Source organism: Shimazuella sp. NTD250 (genome assembly GCF_059510375.1).
The window spans coordinates 218,355-239,627 of sequence record NZ_JCAJZS010000003.1 but is presented as its reverse complement, the minus strand read 5'-3'; the positions used below and the strand labels follow the sequence as shown (position 1 = coordinate 239,627).

Sequence of the window (21,273 nt, the reverse complement as noted above, 5' to 3'; positions counted from 1 at the left end):
CCTTTTTTGTTTACCAAGTCTTTCTTTGCTTACCAGGTCTAGGTGTTATAGTTTCTTTTCCTGATGGTGTGATCACAATTAACTTGTCTAACCCAACTTCTTCAACTAGTTGCTGTACTCCTCTCGAGTCACCACAAGCGGTACAAAATGGGCGGTCTACCACTAAAGTTGCTGTTCCGCCTAGTATGTTGTGTTGCTTCCTGTATTGGTATAGATTCCAAAAAGCATCTCCTTCCGCATGGAAAACGGTTTGATTATTTGTAGCACTCATACTTCTTTGGCCACCACTTTTTAACCAAGCTGTCCTCATTGATTTGTATCCACCCTGGTCAGCCCCCCAACCGTTTCTTCCCCATACTTGTACTCCATCCGCTTTTAAAACGGCAACTGTCTGTTCCGCTTTCAAGTATTTTAATTCCTTTAAAACGTAATCATCTCCAATTGCTGGTATCCCTAGCTCATGTCGTACTTTGGCAACCGTATTCAAGTCCATTTTTTCAGGAGCAGGGCGTATTTTAGGTACATTATTCACTTTTTTAATTACTTGTCCCTGAATAATCGCACCATCTTTTGTCTGAAATTTTCCTTTGCTTATTGCTATTGGTTTCACATTTTGTGCTACAAACTCAAGAAATTTAGCCAGCGATTTTGCAAATGTTTGTTCATCCTTAATAACTTTTTTGATTTTTTTTTGATACTCGATATAGATTTTACAAATACAAAGGGTGGTGATTTTCTTTAGTTGGGGATTGAGGTATTCCGTAGTTACCGAACATTGACAATTCTCACTTTTTTCTTCAGCATACACTGGAGTAGTACCAAAGAATTTGCTTACAGCATTGGAAGGTTCATTTGCTTTCGTGGTTTTCTTTCCAATATCTATACTGCTTTTTAAAACTTCCGGTAATTGTTGATACATTTTGATTTCATCGTTGGTAACGGTAATGAAATCGTTTAATGCCTGTTTTGCTGTAAGTTGGTCCTTTTTAGGTAACTTTCCTATGTCACTTTGTAATAAAAAAGCTTTTTTATTTATTTCTTGAATATATTTTTGTTTCTTGTTTGCAAAGTCAACAAGTTGATTGTTAATTATTTTTACATATTCATTTTGAATTTGATCGGGCTTAAGTTCTCCAGAAAGTACCTTCTGTTGAAGCTCTTCGTTAATTTTTTGGTAATTTGAAAGCGTTACAGGAAATTGGACATTAAGATCAATGGCATATCTTTGATTCACAAGGCTCAGAAAATTGTAGTTAAAGTTCGTTGAATCGATCTGACTCTGTGTGTAAGGAACAAATTTTTGGGATGCAACTTTGTCTGCTGTCGGAGTGCATCCTGCTAATAAACTAAAAGTAAGAACCAAAATACATGCAAATCGCACAATACGCTGGAAAATTTTCTTCTTATTCATCAAATCCTCCTTCATACATAGTTCTTACATTCAAAACAGTGGTTGCTAACAATTGCACAAATGCGGTTCATTTTCCAACTATTAAGTTTTTTCACCACTTACTGCGCTCAGGATCGATATCACTTATGTTTCATCCATTTCTTACGTACTCTTCTACCGTTTTTTTACATTTTTCTTCATCTGAATAAAAATCGTAATCGTAACTCACAATGACAAACTTTTGTTCATCCATAGAATAAAGAACAGATTTTATTCCATAGCTTTTTTTATCAAATATCAAAGGTATGTGGACTTTAGGAACAAAAGGCAAATTACATTCATGACAAACCCATCTCTGAAAAGATCGGGAATAAAGACGCATGTGAATTTCACATTTATACATTCTTCTAGTTCCCTTCTAATGGATAGAATCTGGAAGCGAAAATATCAACTCCTGTTACTATCCAAACATTCGTGCAATATTCTCTATACTCATCGTCGTTTTTCAAACACTCAAGACAATAGTCAAAGTGATGTCCACGAACTCCTAATGCAGTAATAAAAGCTGTGTATGCAGAATTCACGGTGTACTTTTTACCACATCTTTTACACTTGTTCATTCTGCACTCTCCTCTCAAAGATGCTTCGTAGTTTGTAATACTCTACAATAGGGCTAATAAGTAAGATAAATCCTATTTGTTGTCAAATTGTGCTTCTGCCACGATTAATTGTTCTTCTTCACATAAATAATCATTGCTGTATAATATGCTTCTGGATAATGCGGCGTTTTATAATAGGAATCAAATTTAATATCCAAAATTTCATACACATCGTGATTTGCTGCAATCCAGTCATTTATTTCTTGCTGTAGATCACCTAAGAAAGCGTTTTGAAAAAATAGCACCTGTTCCATGATTGTCTCCTTCCTATATCACCCTGTGACAGAGTTGTTGTTTAATCAGTCAAATAGTTCTATTTATTGTAATTTTTATGCATCTATTCTGAAAGAAGGATGCAAAATCCCTATTTCTGATTTTTCCTAATTATATCATTTTATTCACTCTGAAAAGAAATCATTTTCATTTTAATCAGATTTTTGAAATTGATCTGACAGGGATAGAAGCAAAACGGAATAAAGAGAAGGATTATCTCGAAAACGAGAAAAAGGAAAGGATCGTTTCGATGAACTTCATAACTAATAATACACATCACAAAAAGAGACTTATAATATCCCTATAAGCCTCTCTTTATGTACTATGAACGATGCACTAATTTCTCAGCTTCCCAACCATAGCTATCAAACCATCGATTCTCTTTGTAGTTTTCAATAGCTCTTGAAATATAAGGTATCACATTGGAAGGCAAATTGTTTAATGGGAAAAATTGTAAATTATCACACTTATGCGGTTCGAGATTTTGAATTTCTCCACTCCAATCCTTCACAACCGCAAAGAAATCCACTCTTTCATCTGCCGCTCTCCGGTGCATAACACCAACGATTTCAACATTTTCCGCTGTCACATCTACTCCAGCTTCTTCTTTTACTTCGCGAACAGCGGCTTCTTTAACCGTTTCCCCACCGTCCAGATGACCTGCTACCACGCTATAGTTCCCGTCTTCATAGCCTGTGTTATAACGACGAAGAAGAAGTATTTCTTCGTTTTTGATGAAAAACAAATAGATGGTTACGGGCGCTGTGAATCTTTCTTTACTCAATTATATCAACTCCAGAATTCTAATGAATGGTTATTTTAACAATAGTTTGTTTATTCCGTCCACTGTCTCCCTTTGAAGTGAAATTCCACTAGCCTTGACACTTTGTTCAATTTGTTCAGGGCAACTTCCGCCAACAATCGCACTTGCTATTGATGAATCGCGAATCGTCCAAGCTAATAACCTCTCCATCTTGACTCGATTCATTCTCTTCATCGTACATTTCAATTGAAGATGATCATATTTGAGGAGTACATAGATAGACTCAATGATGGATGATCGCGTTTGTGCTTCTCTTAACCTCGTGATAAGAGAAACGTAATGTTCCCCTTCATCACATGAATAAACGAAATATTCCGCTAAATCTTTACCCAATTCTAGTGTTTGGTTTAATTCGAATTTGTTTGTGTCTGAATCATTGATGTTCATTTACCAACTATCTCCTTCCTGTTTAGGTCAAAGAGTGGTACTACAATGATTTATTTTCATCAAAACTTTTACCGTGAACGATTATCATCCCATTAGACATTTTCGTTTTATGAACTTCATTCATAACAAGTTCCAAGATACCATTGGGTGTTTTCAAGCAAACTTGAATATTCTCTTGCCGTTTTACCCGCTTAAAAGATAAAGAAAATTGGATTTTATTCGCTGCTGCATTGCTGTTTTTGTCAGCTGATATTGTCATACTGCTGATGGAGCAGTTTCCATCCATTTTCCGCATATTCACCTTGTCCCTCCTTGTTTCTCCACTGTTAGTGAAGGAAGTAAATTTTTGTTAATGGGATTTATTTTCCGCAAAGCTCTTTGTATCTGTCCTTTTCTTTCTAGAAATAAAGCTGCTCGCAGTTGGCTTCTCTGTACCATCATTTTTTCTTCTACTTCTTTTTGATACTTAACCAACGCCAAGGTGATTACATTTTTCAATTCCTCGTCGATTGATAAAACAAGATTTCCTTTACTCACCATCTCATCTCCCTCTCCTTCATCAACACTATGATTTAGAAGCTATAGTGCAACGCAATTCTTTAATAGAAAATGATATTACAACAAATCCACTTAAAATTAACGCCCAGAAAAAGTTGAATATTCCAAAAATATATATAGCAAATTTTGATATATTGCTATATATTAATACTGTAAATCATGGACTTCTATCACTTTTAAGATTTACATCCATTCATTTTGCTTCTCCTGATACGTTTCTTGTTGAAATCTTAAGTCCATTATAAAATATTCAGAATATAATTTCAATTTTAATATTATGGCATGTTTCTTTAATGGAAAAATTTAAATAGTATCAAATGTAGCAAATCACGTAATAAATTTTAAAATTGTTTATTCATCTTTAAAATAAATCAAATGGGAGTGATTTTTTTTGCTAAAGTTCATCTATAACCAAGAAAAAATGGGAGAAATTTTTCGTCAAACACGAAAAGATAAGGGATATCGCCAACGAGAAGTAGCAGAAGCCACTGGTCTTTCAGAAGCAACTGTCAGTAATATAGAAAATGGGAGTCACAAAGCTAGAGAGGATAATATCGTATGTTACGCCGAATTTTTAGGAATAAAAGATGAGCTCTTCGGCATTGTTAGTGAGTTAGAAAAAAGAGAAAAACAAGCCAAAATAGATTTACTAGAAATTGAAGAGATAGTCGTTGCTAATCCAGATAAGGCTCTTGAAAAACTAACGCAATTAAAGCGTTATTACGATATTGAGGCAAAAAGCACCCTAGCTCCCATTGGTCATTATCTTTTCGGAAGATACTATTTCGAAAAGAAGCAATGGAACCAATCCCAAAAGCATCTTCTTGAAGCCATTAAACTTATTGATGAAAAGTTGACCGAACACCCCGAGCTTAGACTCTCAAATATCAAATCAGCATGTTACAATGAACTTGGAAGTATTGCACACTTCCTAAATCAAAACAAGGAAGCTTTGCAATATGTCACGGAAGGGATAGAATCCTTTGTTGAAGAGGGAAAAAGAAAATACCGTAAGTACTTCCTATTACTTAACAAAGCAATCTACCTTGAGGCTTTAAATCGTAAAGAAGAAGCTTTACAAGCGCTTGAAGAACTAAAAATTGCTATTAGTGAAATCAAGAACACTTCCGAAGTATTTCAAAATGTCAGAACTTCTGTTATCGTAAAAATGTACAGAATGCATGCAGAACTGTTAAATGAATTAGAAATGCCTTATAAAGCAGTGGAAGAATGCGAAAAAGGGATAAGAATAGCATGGTTAAATAATGACTTTGATCGAGTTTTTACATTATGGACAACAATGGGTACAATTTATTACAATATAGGAGATTATGAAAACACAGAAAAATTTTATTTTAAAGCGTTAGATATCCGACCAAAAGTAAAAGAAGAATTTCTTTATCCTTTTCATTATGTTTATCTTGGAACACTGCTGATTCAGCAGAATAAATTGCAAGATGCGAAACAATATATCGAAGAAGCCATTAAGATTAGCAGATTATATAAAGATAATCTTGCATTGACTGAATCATTGATGACAATGGGAAAATGGTACATTCAGCAAAAGCTATATACAGAGGCAATTGATCTGTATAAAGAGGCAGAAGAAATTGCCCAGCAAAACGATTTCCTATCCGTGGAATCGGAAATAATGACTGACTTATGTATTTGCTATGAAGGCATTGGAGATGAATCTAAATTCCAGAAGCATACTATCAAACTATTTCATATCAGAAAAAAATTGAATCAAAGGAGAGTTAAAGGATGATCCCTGATCCACCTGAAAATTAAAATTTATACCCTTACACATTTAGAGACTCAAGAATATTTCTTAAGTCTCTATTTTTCTTATTATTTACTATTTATTTTTCATTACTTAACTTATCTTATCAGGTAAAAAGCAAGAGGAAAAAGCATTTATGATAAGAACTAATATATATGAAGGCAATTCAGAGGGATAGCGAAAGGAGGGCATAATTATGATGGGCATTGATCCACCAGAACACTAAAATTTATACCCTTACATTATCACTTTGTCTAATGTAGCTGATTTCATTTGAATCAAATATAAGCGGAATATAGCAAAATATCCAATCATCTAAAAATAGGGATTGGATATTTTTACGAACCTTATAATATCTTAATCGATGAGATAACATCATTCCAAGTACCTTTACCAAGCTTGTACTTAGTAAGATCAGACAATTTTTCTCCGGGTTTTAACTTCCAGCTGCGTCCACCGAATTTGATATCTTGATAAAAAATGATTCCATTGCCATCACCAGAAACTTTTATAGAAGATGCCACGTCATTCCAATTTTTTTTGCCATATTTCAAATGTTTACTTTTGTTGTTTACAAGAGTTTTATCATTTGAACAAAATGTTATAGATGCGCCTCGAAAATGAATGTCTTCATATAGAGTAACGCAAGATTTTTCTGGTTTTGGTTCTGGTGTTGGTGTTGGCTTCGGTTCTGGCTTTGGTTTCGGTGTTGGCTTTGGCTTCGGTTCTGGCTTTGGTTCTGGCTTTGGTTTTGGCTTTGGTTCTGGCTTTGGTTTTGGCTTTGGTTTTGGCTTTGGTTTAGAGGTTGGGTGCTTTGGTTTTGTTTTCGGTACAATACTTGTTGCATAGCCTCCAAAACTTGTTGGTTTTACTGCTGGTTTTACTGCTGGTTTTACTGCTGGTTTTACTGCTGGTTTTACTGCTGGTGTTGATGCTTGTTTAGAAGAAATTGCTGGAGAAGAATCTGATTTTGATTCTACTTTTGTTGAGCTTTGATTATTTGCTTCTGGTGTCGCAGTTTGATTACTATTGGTTGATGGCTGCTCTGTATCTTTGTAAGATATAGGACCTGCGTCCAATTCCTTTTCCACACTTTGAGATGGAAGAGTATCCATCATTTCCTTTTCTACTTCTCTAGAAACAACAGAACTTTCTACTAAGGTCGTTTGTAATCTCGGCTTAACTGTAGAAGATTGGGCATAAGTCTGAGCATATTGGTAAATAATAATGCCACCAATTGTACAGATGAGCCCAAGTGATGTTAACTTCAACCATCTGACCAATTTATCATTTGGTGATTTATTCATCAAATCCTTCTTTTCCTCCATAGCTTCCCTCCTCCAAACACATACTATTACTATAGTACTATATATTCCCATTTATGTAGACGATAAATTATGAAAATTAAGTCCTGTTATTGTGCGAATATCCCACTCGTTATTTGAATGAGAGAATAATATTGACAAACTCTAGATTCCATATTTCAACAGAGGAATGTTAATCATATACTTCCAATAACAGAAAAACCCAAAAAAGGCAGGCAGATTTTATTATTTCATCTGTCTGCTTTTTTGGGAATATATCAACACCAACCGCTTAACAATACAACAACAACCAAGTTTATGGCATTTGCAATTATGATAACGCCTGCAAATGTTCTTCCAAACGATCCATTGTCTCCGAAATACCTTGCTCCATTCCCATATCGATAACAGCTTGCAGTGCTTCTGGTGTTTCATACTTCGCTTTGGTCACCAGTTTTGTCTTACCGCCTTGCTCGATAAACAATAAAGTAATGTTACTGGAAGGCATACCTTCTGTTTCATTACCATTTTCATCGGAGAAATAATCGGTATAAGCTATTTTTTCTGCTGTTACGATATCATCATATACCGCTTTTCCCCACGATTCCATCCCATAGAAATCGCCTTGATTTTTATCTTCACATTTCATACAGTAGTGCCAAATGCCGCCTGGGCGAAAATCGATATTGCAAACCGTAAGCGTCCAACCACGTGGTCCCCACCATTGTTTTAAGTGTTCTTCTTTCGAATACGCTTCAAATACTAATTCTCGTGGTGCATCAAAAACTCGCTCTAATGTTAGTACATTACCTTCTACTTTAGATGTCATTTTGTTAGCCATCACATTGCCTCCCACATTTTTGCATACTTTTTCTTACATTATCAATTTACCCAATGTCGTTCATTTCCATCTGCATTCAATATAACTCATTAGGAATATTCCTGTCAAGGAATGTTTATTTTATACTCCTTTAAGGGGGATAAGGACGAATCCATCAAATTAAGAGAAATGAATGATGAAAATAAAAAATTGGATACATTTGGGGCATTATTTTGTTTTTAGCTTACCGTAACCTCAATGGTGAGCTACTCACTTTGAGGCAGTATTTCTCGATAAGGAATGGGAGAAGAAAAGACGATAGATGTATTTACTTGACCATATGGAACGAGACGATCTACAAGAGCTTCTAAATGTTGTATGGAGTTAACTGCCACTTTCACGAAGTAACTGTTTACTCCTGAAACTCTGTGACATTCAAGAATCCCCTCTTCTTGTTTAATAAGTTCTTCAAATTGACGACACGCTATTTTAAGATTTCCAATTTGGATGATAGCCTGCACTACTCTCCCTATTTTCTCTGGTGAAATTTTTGCTGTAAATCCCTCAATAATACCGCTGTCCTGCAAACGGGATAGCCGTTCATTAACGCTTGGACGACTGAAGTTTAGCTCTTTAGACAACTGAGCGATAGTCATTCTTCCATTCTTTTGAAGAAGTTCTAACAACTTATAATCTATTGTATCCAAACCTATCCCTCCATTTAATATTTTGTAAAGATAAACGAGTTTTTTCATTCAAATAGTTAACCATAACCAAGATAATCCATTCACTTATTTATATAAAGTATACCTTTTATATTCTATAATCCAAGTACGAAAAGATATAAGGAGAGGATCGAGGTGGCAAATTCGTTTAAACAAACGATTTCCATCCCTCAAGGAACTGCTCTATATGTAGGAGCAGTATTGGGATCTGGAATTCTAATCTTACCTGGTATAACAGCAGGCATAGCAGGTTCAAATGCATTGGTATCGTGGATAGGAATGATTTTGCTGAGTATTCCATTGGCCTGCACTTTTGCTTTTTTGTCCATCGACTATCCAAGTGCAGGTGGCGTTTCAACGTTTGCAAATCAGGCATTTGGCCGTTATGTCGGAGCACTTTCGGGTTGGTTGTATTTTATAGCAGGGAGCTTTGGGCAGATTATTGTTGCACTAACTGGTGGAGTATATATATCTTTTGCTTTCCATTTACCGTTCTTTACAACTTACCTAATTGGATTGATCATACTGATCATTGCAGTAATAGGAAATTATTATGGTCCGAAGTCCAGTGGAATGGTCCAGCTTATTGTTACAACTCTTACCTTTCTTATATTGTTAGGAACCACTTTGCTATCCATTCCCCACTTTCAATTCAGTCAATTTTCATGGGCTATTAACAAAGATAGTATTATACCCATAGGTCAATCAGCGATGTTGATATTTTGGTCTTTCTTTGGGTGGGAAGCTATATCTAGTCTAGCTCCTGAATTTAAAAATCCTAGAAAAACAAATATCTTGTGGTCAACTTGGGGAGCTATTATCATTGTTGGAGTTTTATATTTAGGAATTGTTTTAGCTGTCATCGGCACACAATCTTATGTTGCTGGCGAAAACTCAACTATTCAATCTATAAATAACGCTGCTTTGGCTGAAGTTATAAGAAAAGTCGGAGGAGTAAATGGTACGTGGATATTAGGTATTGCAGCTTTTACTATATGCTTGGGTACAAATAATGCTTATGTCGCTAGCATTAGTCGATTGGGGTATTCTTTAGCTCATAATAAGACCGCTCCAAAATGGTTGGATCATTACGATAAAAAAAATTCTGTACCTCGACGTGCAGTATTACTAGTAGGGCTATTTGCGATAGCAGGATTAATTATCAGTTTTATATTTCATTTAAGATTGGACCAATTGGTGTTTGTTCCAAATTCTTTAGCCATTGCTACTTATGTTATTGGCACAGCTGCCGGAGCTAAGCTAATTAAACACTTCATCGGGAAGGTTTTAGCTGCTCTTTCTTGTATTTTATGTCTAGCTGCGTACCCTTTTATAGGAACTACTATTATGATACCAGTAGCAGTCATATGTATTTGCATTCTGTATATGATTTATAGAGATAAAAAAGAACGAAGATCTAAAACAACTTAAGTTTTGAATACAGTTAATGATTTTAACTCTGTTAATAAACGACATTAAAGTCTATTTTGTTTAAGCATCTCATATATCCATAAGAATGAGTCTTATAGTCCCTTAAATAAAAATATCCGACCTTCTAGAATAGGGATCGGATATTTTTGCAAAACTTAATATTTAATAGAAGAGATAACATTGCTTTTACCTTTATTCTGTCTTTTTGCCTTTACCTTTTCCTTTTCCTTTGTCTTTGTCTTTTCCTTTGTCTTTGCCTTTTCCTTTGTCTTTGCCTTTTCCTTTGCCTTTATCTTTTCCTTTGCCTTTTCCTTTACCTTTGTCTTTGCCCTTTCCTTTGCCTTTATCTTTTCCTTTGCCTTTATCTTTTCCTTTGCCTTTATCTTTTCCTTTGCCTTTATCTTTTCCTTTGACTTTGCCTTTTCCTTTACCTTTGTCTTTGCCCTTTCCTTTGCCTTTATCTTTTCCTTTGCCTTTTCCTTTACCTTTGTCTTTGCCCTTTCCTTTGCCTTTATCTTTTCCTTTGCCTTTGTCTTTTCCTTTGCCTTTTCCTTTACCTTTGTCTTTGCCCTTTCCTTTGCCTTTATCTTTTCCTTTGCCTTTATCTTTTCCTTTGTCTTTTCCTTTGTCTTTGCCTTTGCCTTTTCCTTTACCTTTGCCTTTTCCTTTGTCTTTTCCTTTACCTTTGTCTTTGTCTTTTCCTTTGTCTTTGCCCTTTCCTTTGCCTTTATCTTTTCCTTTGTCTTTGCCCTTTCCTTTGCCTTTATCTTTTCCTTTGCCTTTGTCTTTTCCTTTGTCATTGGGCTTTGGCTTCGGTTCTGGTTTTGGTTCTGGCTTTGGCTTCGGTTCTGGTTCTGGCTTTGGCTTTGGTTCTGGTTTTGGTTCTGGTTTTGGTTCTGGTTTTGGCTTCGGTGTTGGTATTGGTGCTGGTTTTGGTGCTGGTTTTGGTTTAGGTGCGGGTTTCGGTTTTGGTGCTGGTTTTGGTAATGGTTTTGGTTTTGGCGTTGGCTTCGGTTTTGACTTTGACTTTGGTTTTGGTTTAGAAGTTGGGTGCTTCGATTTTGGTTTAGGTACAATGCTTGTTGCATAGCCACCAAAACTTATTTGTTTTACTGCTGGTGTTGATACTTGTTTAGAAGAGGTCGCTTCAGAAGAACTTGATGTTGATCCTATTTTTGCGGAGCTTTGATTATTTGGTTCTGGTATCGAAGTTTGATTACCATTGCTAGGTGATTGCTCTGTATCTTTGTAAGATATAAGACCTGCATCTAATTCCTTCTCCACACTCTGTGATGGAAGACTATCCATCATCACCTTCTTTACATCTTTGAAAACAACAGAACTTTCAACAAAGGTCGTTTGTAATTGCGGCTTAACTTTAGAAGATTGGGCATAAGTCTGAGCATATTGGTAAATGATAATGCCGCTAATTGTACAGATGAGACCAAGTGATGTTAACATCAACCAATTGGCTAATTTATTAGTTGTAGATTTATTTATTGAATCCTTTTTCTTCTCCATTGCTTCCCTCCTTCGTACACATACTATAACTATAGTACTATATATTCCCAGTTATGTAGACGATAAATTATGAAAATTAAGTCTCGTTATAGAAGAAAAATGAAGCAAAAAGGAATATAAAAAAAGAAGCGTTATGAGCAACGCTTCTTACGCTTTATAAGCTACAGATATTTGGCCAGCTGCTACTTGCATTTGTTTTTGTGCCATTGTGATGATTGCAACTGCTTTCTTTCGACTCAAATCTTTGCTCTGAACGATAATATTGACATGGTCATTTTCTTGCATTACGACTACATCTTGAAATCCTGCTTCTCGAATTTGTTCTTCAAGAGTGGTCTCTGCCTTATCCAATTTGTTCATCGCTTCGATTTTTGTATTTGCTGTCTCTAGTTCTTGTTTCGTAGAGGTAGGATTCATCAGTACTTGGTAGTATCCTTCTAATTGCTTTTCTCGTGTTGCATTTCGTTGCATGTGATAACTCACAAAATAATCACTTGCTTCACTGGTCTCTTTTTTCACTGCTACTGGTTTTTCCAATGATTTGATATCTACTTGTACTTGATCGCTTTTTTCATTCCCCATCTCATCAATACTCTGGATTGCAGGACCTGCTGATTGATCTGGACCGGTCACAATATAGTAAGCTGATAATACTACCATTAGTGTCAACATGGTTACCAGCCACATAGTTTGACGATTCATTGCCATCACTATTCCTCCTCAACCTCTTGGTAAAACAGATATTCGATACGATGGAACATCTAAAATACGCTGTACTGCTTCGATTATCAGTGCTCGAACTTGCAGATTTTCCACTCCACGAGCTACTACAAGCACCCCTCTTACTCGTGGCTTAAGTCGTTTGATCACAATTGGTTGCTCTCCTTGGTTTGTCCGATATACAGAAGTTTTTTTATCTACATTGTTTTGGTTCACGGATCGAGATCCACCTTTTGTATCTGCTTCATTTGTTGTTTGCTCTGATTCCCGTGTGTCCGATTGAACGACTTCTTCTTCGGTTGAATCAAGGTTTACGACTACAGATACATCACTTACCCCAACTACTTTGCTCAAAATAGCAGAAAGCTCTGATTCGAATTGCTCCTCATAATCTTGCATTCCATTCTGTTGCAGATGGCTTGTCTGTTTGTTTGTAGTCTTGTTTGTTGAAGGCGAATTTGAAATTGCATCTTCTTCTTGTGTAGTTAGGAACGAAGAAAAGAGAAGAATACCAGCTCCCACGCACCCAACTAATATGAGGTAATGCCATTTTTTCTGCTTTGGCAACCACTTTTGGAGCATGTCCTTCACTCCTACTTGCTTTGAATTTGTACCGCAACCTGTTTGGCATCAATATTCCAAGCACTCCCGATAAAGTATTGGATCTCTTGCTGAACTTTTGTATCTTGTTTTGGCAGTTCCTCTTTTTTTATATCTCGGCTAATGTCAATAGTCTCGATCGGTTTTATGACTTCTGAAGCGGACGATTCCCCAGTTTTTACACCCTGCACTTCAATTTTTTGAATAACAGGTGTCTCTTGATCGATATTTGCAGTTACTTTGGCGCTCACCACCTTTACGTGATATTTTTGTGCTACTTGCTTTTCAATCCAAGAAGAAATGGAGCTTTGAAATTGTTGCTTTATGGCTTCTTGTTGTACATGGGTTAACTCTGTACTGTTTTCTTGAATTTTTCTCAAAGACGTATACTGATCCATATCTACAGCAGGGGCTAGTAATGCCGAAACCTTCAACCACTTATCTTCATTGAGTACTAATTGTAGAACGGGTTGTAGAATCGAAACGATAATAATTAAACCCATGATCAATTTGACATAACGCTCCAAAGATGAACTCGGGAGAAGTAAGTCGATAAAGGTAGCGATAAATATGATCAAAATAATTTGTCTGATCCAATCACTCATCCATTCCACCACCTTACCCCCTTATCATCATGGACAAATTTCCAGAGGTGATCACAATGGTTATCGCTAAGAAAAACATCAATCCAACTGCTGCTAACGCTGCAAACACATAGAGCAAAGTTCGTCCAATTGTTGTTAAACTTGCAATGATTGGACTATTCCCAAGTGGCTGCATGATTGCAGCTGAAAAATTGTAAATAAAACTAAGTGTTAAGATCTTTAGCGCGGGAAAAGCACAGATCAATAATAAAATGATCACTCCTGCTAGTCCTACACTATTCTTCACCAACAAGGACGCTCCCACAACTGTATCTGTCGCATCTGCAATCGTTCGACCCACTACTGGGACAAAGTTACCACTAATATATTTTGCTGTACGCACAGTTATGCCATCTGTTACAGCAGTAGTAGCACCTTGTACAGATAAAACCCCAAGAAACAGTGTCAACAAGACCCCTAATACCCCAATACTTACTTTGCGAAGTAAATCTGCCAGCTGATTTACCTTATATTTATCAGAAAGACTGCTGACAATATGTAAGATGGTCGAAAAGAAAAGAAGAGGCAGCACAACGGTATAAATCACAGTTCCAATCACATGAATCATAAAAATGATGAGTGGGTGAAAAAATGTGACCGAACTGATATTACCCATCGTTGCAAGCAATGCGAGCAACAGTGGAATTAACGCTAACATAAAATTAACCATTCCACCGATCGCATGCTTAGCGGCTGCGACAGCAACCGAAAAACTATCTACTGCTAACACGATTAACACCATAAACACAATGGCATATGCGACTTTGCTCACTTGATTCCGTTCGAATGCAGTCTGTAAAGTTGCCAAAATCATGCTAAATACGGTCAGCACAATGATACTTCCCAGCAGTTTTCCACCTTGCAGAACCTCGTGAAAAAAATACTCCACAAAGGCCATCAGTACACTTTTCCAAGTAAACGATTTTTGATTCGTTAATAGCTCCATCAAACTGGGTAAATCTTTTTCTTTAAAATATTGTCCATAACTGGAACGCAGTTGCGACCAAAACGATTCCACTTCTGTTAATTGCATTTTATTAAGTTGAGAACGAATGAGATTTTCATTACTCTCGGTCGCTTTCGGGTTTTCCGTTGCAAAAACAATACCAGTACCCAGATATAGAAAGAAAACAGTGAGCAGGAGGATGCGAAACATTTTTACCATATCGATCCTCCTCATGTTGGTAAAACCTGCATCACTGTTTCGATAATGACAGTGATAATGGGAATTGCCATGACCATAATTAAAATCTTGCCAGATAACTCAATCTTACTAGCAATGGATCCTTGACCTGCATCTCGCGTCACTTGTGCTCCAAATTCCGTAATATATGCAATGCCAATAATCTTTAAGATGGTCGTCAAAAATAATTGGTTTACATGAGCTTGTACGGCCAAATGTTCTAAAATTTTTATTACTTCTGCTATTTTGCCAGCTAAAGCAATGAAAATAATGATGCCCGTAAAAGTAGCTAAAAGAAAGGCGAAGACGGGTTTTTGTTCTTTGATGATCAATACCAAGAAAGTGGCAATTAACCCAAGCCCCACCACCTGGATTATCTCCAAGCAAACCTCCCCCTCTTCACGATCGGAACAGGAAGACATTTTTTATCGTGGTAAATAAGTCTTGCAACAGCATGACAATCATAAAGAGCACCACACCAAAACCAAACAATGTTACCCAATGAGCAAAATCTTCTTTCCCCATCTGTTTCAAGACTGTGTGAATCATAGCGACGATAATTCCGATTCCAGCTATTTGAAAAACTGTATCGACGTTATAAGGCATTCGGACCCTCTCCTAGTACAGCAGAATGATCAGGAGCGCTCCTGTAAGGACACCTAAAGTTCGAACCATCTTTTCATACTGAGTCTGCTCTTCTCTAGCTTTTTGTTCTTCTACTTGTAAGTTTTGTTTCACCAGAGCTAGATGAGAGAGTTGATCATGACGATCCGATTTCCCTAATGTCTTACAAAACTGCAAAAACACTTCTTTCTCACTCGATTTCATTGCAGTAGCAGGCCACCAATCTTGCACAGCTAACCTCAAACATTCATATGTTGCCGCACCATCCATCGTGGTAAGACGCAGCGACATTTGATGAAACAGTTCACTGACGTTTTCTAGGTTTCGCTCCCCGATATTATGGCAAGCAGCAGCCAAATTTCTGTTTCCATATCCTATCTCTGTTTCTAAAATAGCTATTGCATGGATCAAGCGTCGAATTTGTTTTGGTCTAGCAGCTAATTTCCCGGCAAACACAAACCCAATGCCAGAAGTAGCGAGAAGCAGTAAGATACACCCGATTAACTTGAGCACGATGTACTCCGGATTAACTGACATTTTCCATCGTAAACTGCTTCGATCGTGCCAGGTCCAGAACGACGACTTAGTAAAACGATACGTTCAAAAACTTCTTCCTCAATTAGTTCACGTAAAATTGGTCGTTTGCGTACTTCTTGAATAGAACTGCCATGAGCGGTGGTGAATAGGTGAACACCCGCATAAATAGCTTCATGAATAGCATCAGCATCTTCTCTTCTGCCAATCTCGTCCACTACTAAAACTTCTGGAGACATGGATCGGATCAGCATCATCATTCCTTCTGCTTTTGGACAAGCATCCAAGACATCTGAACGGGGGCCTATATCATGTTGGGGAACACCTGTTACACATCCCGCTATTTCTGATCTTTCATCCACAATACCTACTTTTCTTGCACTACACCCTTCTCCTATACTCACAAGACGAGCTAAATCACGTAACAAAGTCGTCTTACCACACCCGGGCGGCGAGACTATTAACAAGTTTTTTATGCGATCTTGATCGATAATACTTGATAGTAAAGCCTTGCCTACACCTTTTATTTGTCTGGCAATTCGAATGTTAAAAGCTGTTATATCTCGCACATGTCTCACTTTTCCACCTTCTGTTATCACTTTCCCAGCTAAGCCAATTCGATGTCCTCCTTCTACTGTGATATAGCCAAGCCGAAGCTCTTCTTCTAATGCATAGAGAGAATGGTTACTGATTAAATTGAGCAGTTTATGGCATTCTTCACGGGTGGGAAGAACACTATCACGGGGATCAAGCTTTAATTGTTGATTACTGCTGACAAACCATGTTTTTCCAGCTGCTATTACCTCTAAGGGACGATCTTGGCGAATTCGAACTTCTTCTAATCCTGATAAAATGGTTCTAGGAAGTGATTGAATTCGATTCCGAATGGATAGAGGCAATACTTGATAGATTGGTTTTAAATCCATACCACACCTCAATTCCCACTCAAACCTGTTTTACCATCATGCTTATGGTAGGCTTGTTTCCTTTATGCTTAACCAAACAAAAAAACTGCTAGAATCACTCCAGCAGTTTTAATCGATCTTTCATTTTTATAAAATATCCTATGGTCTGTTATTCATCACCATTTTCATTTCATACATCTCAACAGTACAAGCAATAAACTTATCTGAATCTAACTCCTGATATACTTTTGCAGCTTCGAAAATAGCTTCATAGGCCAGAATAGGCAGATGATGCTCTGTTGCCATATCTCTTGCTTTATGAAAATATCCCATAGCTGCTTTTGTATCCTTACTCATAAGAAAAACTTGTCCCATTGCTAAATAAGCACGCACAACATCTTCTACTTCATTGTATTTTGAACCAAGTTGAATTGCTTTGTTTAGCAATACACTCGCCAGTTGATATTCTTTTTGTTCTTGAAGTAACTTCCCATAAAAAGTATAAGTAGAAATCAATGCAGATTTGTCTTTTACGTGAAACTCAAACACTTGAGAGGTTCGAAAGCAAACTTCAGCTAGATCATACTGATATTGGTTCATATAAATCTTTCCTAGCTCTCCCCACAGCACACAAAGAGCATAATACTGATTGTTCTGCTTGGCCAAATGAATTCCTTCTTCAGCATAAGCATGAGCTTCATCCCATAATCCTGTAATGATAAGTAATTTTACACGAACTTGATAAAAATCGAGAATCAAGTCCATTTGTGTTAAATTACTTAAGTGAATCCAATTGTCTTTGATCAATTTTAATGCTTCAGCTTCTTTTGATTGTTTAAATAAATACTGCGCTTTGTTGCGAATCAAAGAAAGCTTTATATCAGGATTTTCTTGTATGAGATCAAGCCCTTTTTCTGCATAGGCAATAGCCTGGTACACATCATTTTGATAATAAGCTGTGCGAGATAATTCATCATAGCATGCAGCTTCTAAGGGACTTGCTTCCATTTGCAGGCGGCTGAGTCTGATCGATTCATAAAATGCATGGATTGCTTTTTTCCACTCTTTTAAGCGAAGGTGGCACTTCCCTTTGAGAAAAAAAACTCGTGAAGCCAACGGATGATGATCGACCAGTTTTATATTGTTCAATTCTGTAAGCGCTTTCGATTCTTCGTCACAGACAATCCATGATTCCAATCCTGTTAGCTGTAGTGAAATATACTCATCTTTCTTTTGAAGATTTTGCTCTAACGTCGTCAGATCAGAAATATCGATCCCTAACTTGTGAAGTAAATAATTTACTTTTTCTTGCTTCACGTGAGCAAAACCACGTTCAATATTGCTGATTGTAGATACAGATATATTCTCATCTGCCAGATCTTCTAACCGAAGACGTTTTTCTTTTCGATAGTTTCGTATAGCCTCTCCTACTAAATTTAGATCTACAAATACCATTTCCTCTTCCCTCTCTTCTATCAGAACAACTCTCATGATTTTATTCATGTGTAATTTTATTTTCAGATAGTCCAATTCAACAGTATTGTACCATATTTCCCTGTATTCTGAAAACACTAAAAATAATTACAAAAGAGTTTCTATTTTTGTAATTAAAAGCATTCCCACAAAAGAACCCCTCATAAATATGCTTTTTACAATTCCCATAATTGTTTTCACATCTAAAAAGTTATAAAATCCATTTTTTACCTTTTGATTTATAAAATAATTCTGTATACTTATAAAGAGTGTAGCTCAAACAACAGCAACTCCTCTGGAAAGGGACTGAAGTCATGGCCGAAAACCACCCCGTTGTGGACCTCATCGGTGTAAACTTCAAGCGCGTCAACCGCCCTGGCGGAACGGTAGAGATCGAGTACAACAAAGGATGGATCACCGCGAAGAAGGTATCCATCCTCATGAACCTCCCGTCCGGCAAGGGGGAACCGAGTGTGGTGCGTGCCAATGAGCTGATCGTCGCAGGTCTGGAGCTCACTGTCGACTTCATCACCAGCATGTCGGTCGGCGAGATGACACCGCACCGTTTCTACGTCGGGGAACAGCACGAAGTCCAAGATCTGGTTCTGGGTCGGCGCACGGAAGAACAGTGGCTTATCGAGTACGCATACGCCTACCCCATCCAAAACGGTTTGACGATCGAAGATGGGATGCTCCGGTTGTGCCACTTGAAGGGTGACCTGCCTTCTTCCGATGTGGACGAGGACTACAGGACCGCCGAAATCAACATGCAAGGCGCAACCTTCTCCCGATGTGTCATCGGCCCTGGGGCAACCATCTACGAGTCCTGACGGGATGTCTTATCGGCATCCAAAACGAAGTCCACTCTAAGGAGGGATGTTCGGCTGTTGTAGGGACTCATTTGATCAGTTAGCAAATGAGTCCCCACTAATTCTTTTGAACTAATCTTAATAACCTTATATTTATAGCAAGTTATTGTATATTATGAAATAAAAAACGATAGATAAAAGACTTGAGTTATCTTTTTCTCAAGTCTTTTTTTCCTATACTAAAAAGTAGTATAGGAAGTGCTATTTCAATAAGAAATACGAACTTCAATGATTGTTAAACTTCTATTTTCTCTATTTCTTCTGCTTCACTTGCATCTTCAATCGTCAATGTAGTATGGCAGTTCGGACAGAGCAAGTCAATTTCATCGTCTTCCAAATCATCCAAATCAACTGCTACGTCTTCTCCGCACTCTGGACAAGTGATCAAATAATTATCATCATCTTCGTCGTCATAAAACAAAAGTTCCAAATCATTTAAATCCTCATCAATTGCTTCTGCATATTCTTCTAGCTCTGCTTGACGAGTATCTAATTTTTGGGTTGCTTCCACTAATTCGTCCACTACACCGATTAGTCTGATAAGAGCTTTAGCATCTGGGTTGTTACTCGTTGTTGATCCTTCTAACAGCCCTTCCACATAAGAAATTTCTCTACGAAGACGATCATACATGGCTTACCATCCCTTTTCGTTTATTCGATAGGACTAGTTTCGCCAAATACAGATTTTTCAATTCATGATGCATATAAAATAGCTTTATCCAAAAAATAGAACCAACGAATGTACTAAGAGGTGCTCGTTTATGACAACCACAAAAAAAGCTGGATGGGGAACCTTGCTTACACTTTGCAGTATTCCCATCATCATGGTTCTTGGAAACTCCATGCTTATTCCTGTCTTTTCTAGTATTCAAAGTGTGTACGGAATAAGTTCTTCAAAGGTTGGACTTTTAATTACTTTATTTTCCTTTCCTGCTGCTTGTATGATTCCCATCGCTGGATTTTTAGCGGATCGAATTGGTAGAAAAAAAGTGATTATTTTTAGTTTGATTTTATATGGTTTGGGTGGTGTTTTATCTGGAATCGTAGCAATTATAGATGCAGGTTTTAACCTGTTGTTATGGACAAGAGTAATCCAAGGGATAGGCGCAGCAGGAACTGCCCCAATCGCTATGGTGCTCACAAGTGATATTTTTGATAAAACAGAGAGAAGTAAAGCTTTAGGTACCATTGAAGCTGCCAATGGGATGGGTAAGGTTCTAAGTCCCATTTTAGGATCTGTCATTGCCCTCATTAGTTGGTATGCGATGTTTTTTGTATTTCCCGTCTTATGTATTCCCACTGCACTTGCCCTTTTCTGGCTTGTAAAGGAACAGCCAGTGGACAGTGCTGTTTCTATAAAAACATATCTCCATCAAGTGAAGAACATCTTTTTGCAACATGGAAGATGGTTGAGTGTTGCTTTTTATGTTGGAGCTGTAACCATGTTCACTATGTTCGGTACTTTATTTGCTTTATCGGATGCATTGGAAAATTCCTATGGTTTAGCTGGTATAAAAAAAGGGTTCGTACTTGCTGTTCCGCTTTTAGCTCTCTGTATTACGTCTTTCTTAACAGGTCGTCATATCCAAGATCAAATAGGTAAAATGAAACAAATGATAGTACTTGGCTTATTTTTTCTCTGTCTTCCTTTGATTGTGGTTCCATGGGTAAACAACCTGTATTTCTTAGTAGCCTTGTTTGCATGGATCGGTATCGGAGCAGGTCTTGTTCTTCCTTGTTTGAACATGATGATCACTTCTGCGATTCGTTTGAAAGAAAGAGGAATCATTACCTCTTTGTACAGTAGTGTGCGATTTTTTGGTGTTGCTCTGGGTCCTCCTACATTTGGAATGCTGGCAGACCATCCTTTTCTTCTTTACTTTGGAACAGCAGCACTTATTATTTTTGCAGTTTTGCTCAGTTTTTTTCTTATACATCGCCCACAACGAATTCATGGGAAAGAAGAACGCTCACGTATTTTAGTAGTTAAAAAACAATTACATCCTTCTTAAGCACGTAAGGTAAAATATAGAAAAAAGGGAGGTTA

The 21,273-nt window shown here is 37.2% G+C and carries 26 protein-coding genes; 5 read left to right on the top strand and 21 right to left on the bottom strand.

The window, feature by feature from the left end; genetic code table 11:
* Positions 1 to 10 precede the first annotated feature (10 nt).
* The 7 genes from AC5WOF_RS09280 to AC5WOF_RS09250 form a co-directional block, all read right to left on the bottom strand.
* Positions 11 to 1,411, bottom strand: a complete 1,401-nt coding sequence (locus AC5WOF_RS09280) for a hypothetical protein (protein ID WP_496049682.1) — start codon at positions 1,409 to 1,411, stop codon at positions 11 to 13.
* Positions 1,412 to 1,797: 386 nt separating this feature from the next.
* Entirely contained in the window at positions 1,798 to 2,010 is a 213-nt protein-coding gene (locus tag AC5WOF_RS09275; protein ID WP_496049681.1) for a hypothetical protein, read from the bottom strand.
* Between the two features lie 104 nt (positions 2,011 to 2,114).
* Complete coding sequence (locus tag AC5WOF_RS09270) at positions 2,115 to 2,303, bottom strand: hypothetical protein (protein ID WP_496049680.1); 189 nt, start codon at positions 2,301 to 2,303, stop codon at positions 2,115 to 2,117.
* Between the two features lie 341 nt (positions 2,304 to 2,644).
* Positions 2,645 to 3,106, bottom strand: a complete 462-nt coding sequence (locus AC5WOF_RS09265; protein WP_496049679.1) for an NUDIX hydrolase — start codon at positions 3,104 to 3,106, stop codon at positions 2,645 to 2,647.
* A 30-nt stretch (positions 3,107 to 3,136) separates the two neighbouring features.
* Positions 3,137 to 3,532, bottom strand: a complete 396-nt coding sequence (locus tag AC5WOF_RS09260) for a hypothetical protein (protein ID WP_496049678.1) — start codon at positions 3,530 to 3,532, stop codon at positions 3,137 to 3,139.
* A 40-nt stretch (positions 3,533 to 3,572) separates the two neighbouring features.
* Positions 3,573 to 3,833: a hypothetical protein gene (locus AC5WOF_RS09255; protein ID WP_496049677.1), complete on the bottom strand. Its 261-nt coding sequence runs from the start codon at positions 3,831 to 3,833 to the stop codon at positions 3,573 to 3,575.
* Positions 3,830 to 4,069, bottom strand: coding sequence for a hypothetical protein (locus AC5WOF_RS09250; protein WP_496049676.1), 240 nt, complete (start codon positions 4,067 to 4,069; stop codon positions 3,830 to 3,832). Before AC5WOF_RS09250 ends, AC5WOF_RS09255 begins: the two co-directional genes overlap by 4 nt.
* 412 nt (positions 4,070 to 4,481) lie before the next feature.
* Here AC5WOF_RS09250 and AC5WOF_RS09245 point away from each other — a divergent pair, with 412 nt between their 5' ends.
* Entirely contained in the window at positions 4,482 to 5,858 is a 1,377-nt protein-coding gene (locus tag AC5WOF_RS09245) for a helix-turn-helix domain-containing protein (RefSeq protein WP_496049675.1), read from the top strand.
* Positions 5,859 to 6,220: 362 nt separating this feature from the next.
* Here AC5WOF_RS09245 and AC5WOF_RS09240 read toward each other — a convergent pair whose 3' ends face one another.
* From AC5WOF_RS09240 to AC5WOF_RS09230, 3 genes are all read right to left on the bottom strand, one after another.
* On the bottom strand, positions 6,221 to 7,201 hold the full coding sequence (locus AC5WOF_RS09240) for a hypothetical protein (protein WP_496049674.1): 981 nt from the start codon (positions 7,199 to 7,201) through the stop codon (positions 6,221 to 6,223).
* 307 nt (positions 7,202 to 7,508) lie between these two features.
* On the bottom strand, positions 7,509 to 8,018 hold the full coding sequence (locus tag AC5WOF_RS09235; RefSeq protein ID WP_496049673.1) for an SRPBCC domain-containing protein: 510 nt from the start codon (positions 8,016 to 8,018) through the stop codon (positions 7,509 to 7,511).
* Positions 8,019 to 8,263: 245 nt separating this feature from the next.
* Complete coding sequence (locus AC5WOF_RS09230) at positions 8,264 to 8,704, bottom strand: Lrp/AsnC family transcriptional regulator (RefSeq protein WP_496049672.1); 441 nt, start codon at positions 8,702 to 8,704, stop codon at positions 8,264 to 8,266.
* 153 nt (positions 8,705 to 8,857) lie between these two features.
* Here AC5WOF_RS09230 and AC5WOF_RS09225 point away from each other — a divergent pair, with 153 nt between their 5' ends.
* Complete coding sequence (locus AC5WOF_RS09225; RefSeq protein ID WP_496049671.1) at positions 8,858 to 10,153, top strand: APC family permease; 1,296 nt, start codon at positions 8,858 to 8,860, stop codon at positions 10,151 to 10,153.
* A gap of 155 nt (positions 10,154 to 10,308) precedes the next feature.
* Here the strand turns inward: AC5WOF_RS09225 and AC5WOF_RS09220 are convergent, their stop codons facing one another.
* Entirely contained in the window at positions 10,309 to 10,953 is a 645-nt protein-coding gene (locus AC5WOF_RS09220; protein ID WP_496049670.1) for a hypothetical protein, read from the bottom strand.
* Here AC5WOF_RS09220 and AC5WOF_RS09215 point away from each other — a divergent pair.
* The gene (locus AC5WOF_RS09215; protein WP_496049669.1) at positions 10,947 to 11,243 is read left to right on the top strand and encodes a hypothetical protein; all 297 of its coding nucleotides are present in this window, start codon (positions 10,947 to 10,949) and stop codon (positions 11,241 to 11,243) included. The genes AC5WOF_RS09220 and AC5WOF_RS09215 overlap by 7 nt on opposite strands.
* A gap of 578 nt (positions 11,244 to 11,821) precedes the next feature.
* Here the strand turns inward: AC5WOF_RS09215 and AC5WOF_RS09210 are convergent.
* The 9 genes from AC5WOF_RS09210 to AC5WOF_RS09170 all read right to left on the bottom strand — a co-directional run bounded on the left by AC5WOF_RS09210 (position 11,822) and on the right by AC5WOF_RS09170 (position 18,339).
* Positions 11,822 to 12,382, bottom strand: a complete 561-nt coding sequence (locus AC5WOF_RS09210; protein ID WP_496049668.1) for a SpoIIIAH-like family protein — start codon at positions 12,380 to 12,382, stop codon at positions 11,822 to 11,824.
* A gap of 12 nt (positions 12,383 to 12,394) precedes the next feature.
* Positions 12,395 to 12,976, bottom strand: coding sequence for a stage III sporulation protein AG (gene spoIIIAG / locus AC5WOF_RS09205; protein WP_496049667.1), 582 nt, complete (start codon positions 12,974 to 12,976; stop codon positions 12,395 to 12,397).
* Between the two features lie 11 nt (positions 12,977 to 12,987).
* Positions 12,988 to 13,599 (bottom strand): stage III sporulation protein AF, encoded by a 612-nt coding sequence (gene spoIIIAF / locus AC5WOF_RS09200; RefSeq protein ID WP_496049666.1) that lies wholly within the window; start codon positions 13,597 to 13,599, stop codon positions 12,988 to 12,990.
* 13 nt (positions 13,600 to 13,612) lie between these two features.
* Positions 13,613 to 14,803 carry a stage III sporulation protein AE gene (gene spoIIIAE, locus AC5WOF_RS09195; RefSeq protein ID WP_496049665.1) on the bottom strand — a complete coding sequence of 397 codons (1,191 nt, stop codon included), beginning with the start codon at positions 14,801 to 14,803 and terminating at the stop codon, positions 13,613 to 13,615.
* An 11-nt stretch (positions 14,804 to 14,814) separates the two neighbouring features.
* The gene (gene spoIIIAD / locus AC5WOF_RS09190) at positions 14,815 to 15,204 is read right to left on the bottom strand and encodes a stage III sporulation protein AD (RefSeq protein ID WP_240873997.1); all 390 of its coding nucleotides are present in this window, start codon (positions 15,202 to 15,204) and stop codon (positions 14,815 to 14,817) included.
* 16 nt (positions 15,205 to 15,220) lie between these two features.
* The gene (spoIIIAC, locus tag AC5WOF_RS09185) at positions 15,221 to 15,427 is read right to left on the bottom strand and encodes a stage III sporulation protein AC (protein WP_160802473.1); all 207 of its coding nucleotides are present in this window, start codon (positions 15,425 to 15,427) and stop codon (positions 15,221 to 15,223) included.
* A gap of 12 nt (positions 15,428 to 15,439) precedes the next feature.
* Complete coding sequence (spoIIIAB, locus tag AC5WOF_RS09180; protein ID WP_496049664.1) at positions 15,440 to 15,958, bottom strand: stage III sporulation protein SpoIIIAB; 519 nt, start codon at positions 15,956 to 15,958, stop codon at positions 15,440 to 15,442.
* Complete coding sequence (gene spoIIIAA, locus AC5WOF_RS09175) at positions 15,946 to 16,905, bottom strand: stage III sporulation protein AA (RefSeq protein WP_496049663.1); 960 nt, start codon at positions 16,903 to 16,905, stop codon at positions 15,946 to 15,948. Before spoIIIAA ends, spoIIIAB begins: the two co-directional genes overlap by 13 nt.
* 138 nt (positions 16,906 to 17,043) lie before the next feature.
* The gene (locus AC5WOF_RS09170; protein ID WP_496049662.1) at positions 17,044 to 18,339 is read right to left on the bottom strand and encodes a helix-turn-helix domain-containing protein; all 1,296 of its coding nucleotides are present in this window, start codon (positions 18,337 to 18,339) and stop codon (positions 17,044 to 17,046) included.
* A 332-nt stretch (positions 18,340 to 18,671) separates the two neighbouring features.
* Between AC5WOF_RS09170 and AC5WOF_RS09165 the strand changes: the two genes are divergently transcribed.
* Positions 18,672 to 19,187 (top strand): hypothetical protein, encoded by a 516-nt coding sequence (locus AC5WOF_RS09165; RefSeq protein ID WP_496049661.1) that lies wholly within the window; start codon positions 18,672 to 18,674, stop codon positions 19,185 to 19,187.
* Positions 19,188 to 19,461: 274 nt separating this feature from the next.
* Here the strand turns inward: AC5WOF_RS09165 and AC5WOF_RS09160 are convergent, their stop codons facing one another.
* Entirely contained in the window at positions 19,462 to 19,857 is a 396-nt protein-coding gene (locus AC5WOF_RS09160) for a CD1247 N-terminal domain-containing protein (protein ID WP_496049660.1), read from the bottom strand.
* A 130-nt stretch (positions 19,858 to 19,987) separates the two neighbouring features.
* Between AC5WOF_RS09160 and AC5WOF_RS09155 the strand changes: the two genes are divergently transcribed.
* On the top strand, positions 19,988 to 21,238 hold the full coding sequence (locus AC5WOF_RS09155; RefSeq protein WP_496049659.1) for an MFS transporter: 1,251 nt from the start codon (positions 19,988 to 19,990) through the stop codon (positions 21,236 to 21,238).
* Positions 21,239 to 21,273 lie beyond the last annotated feature (35 nt).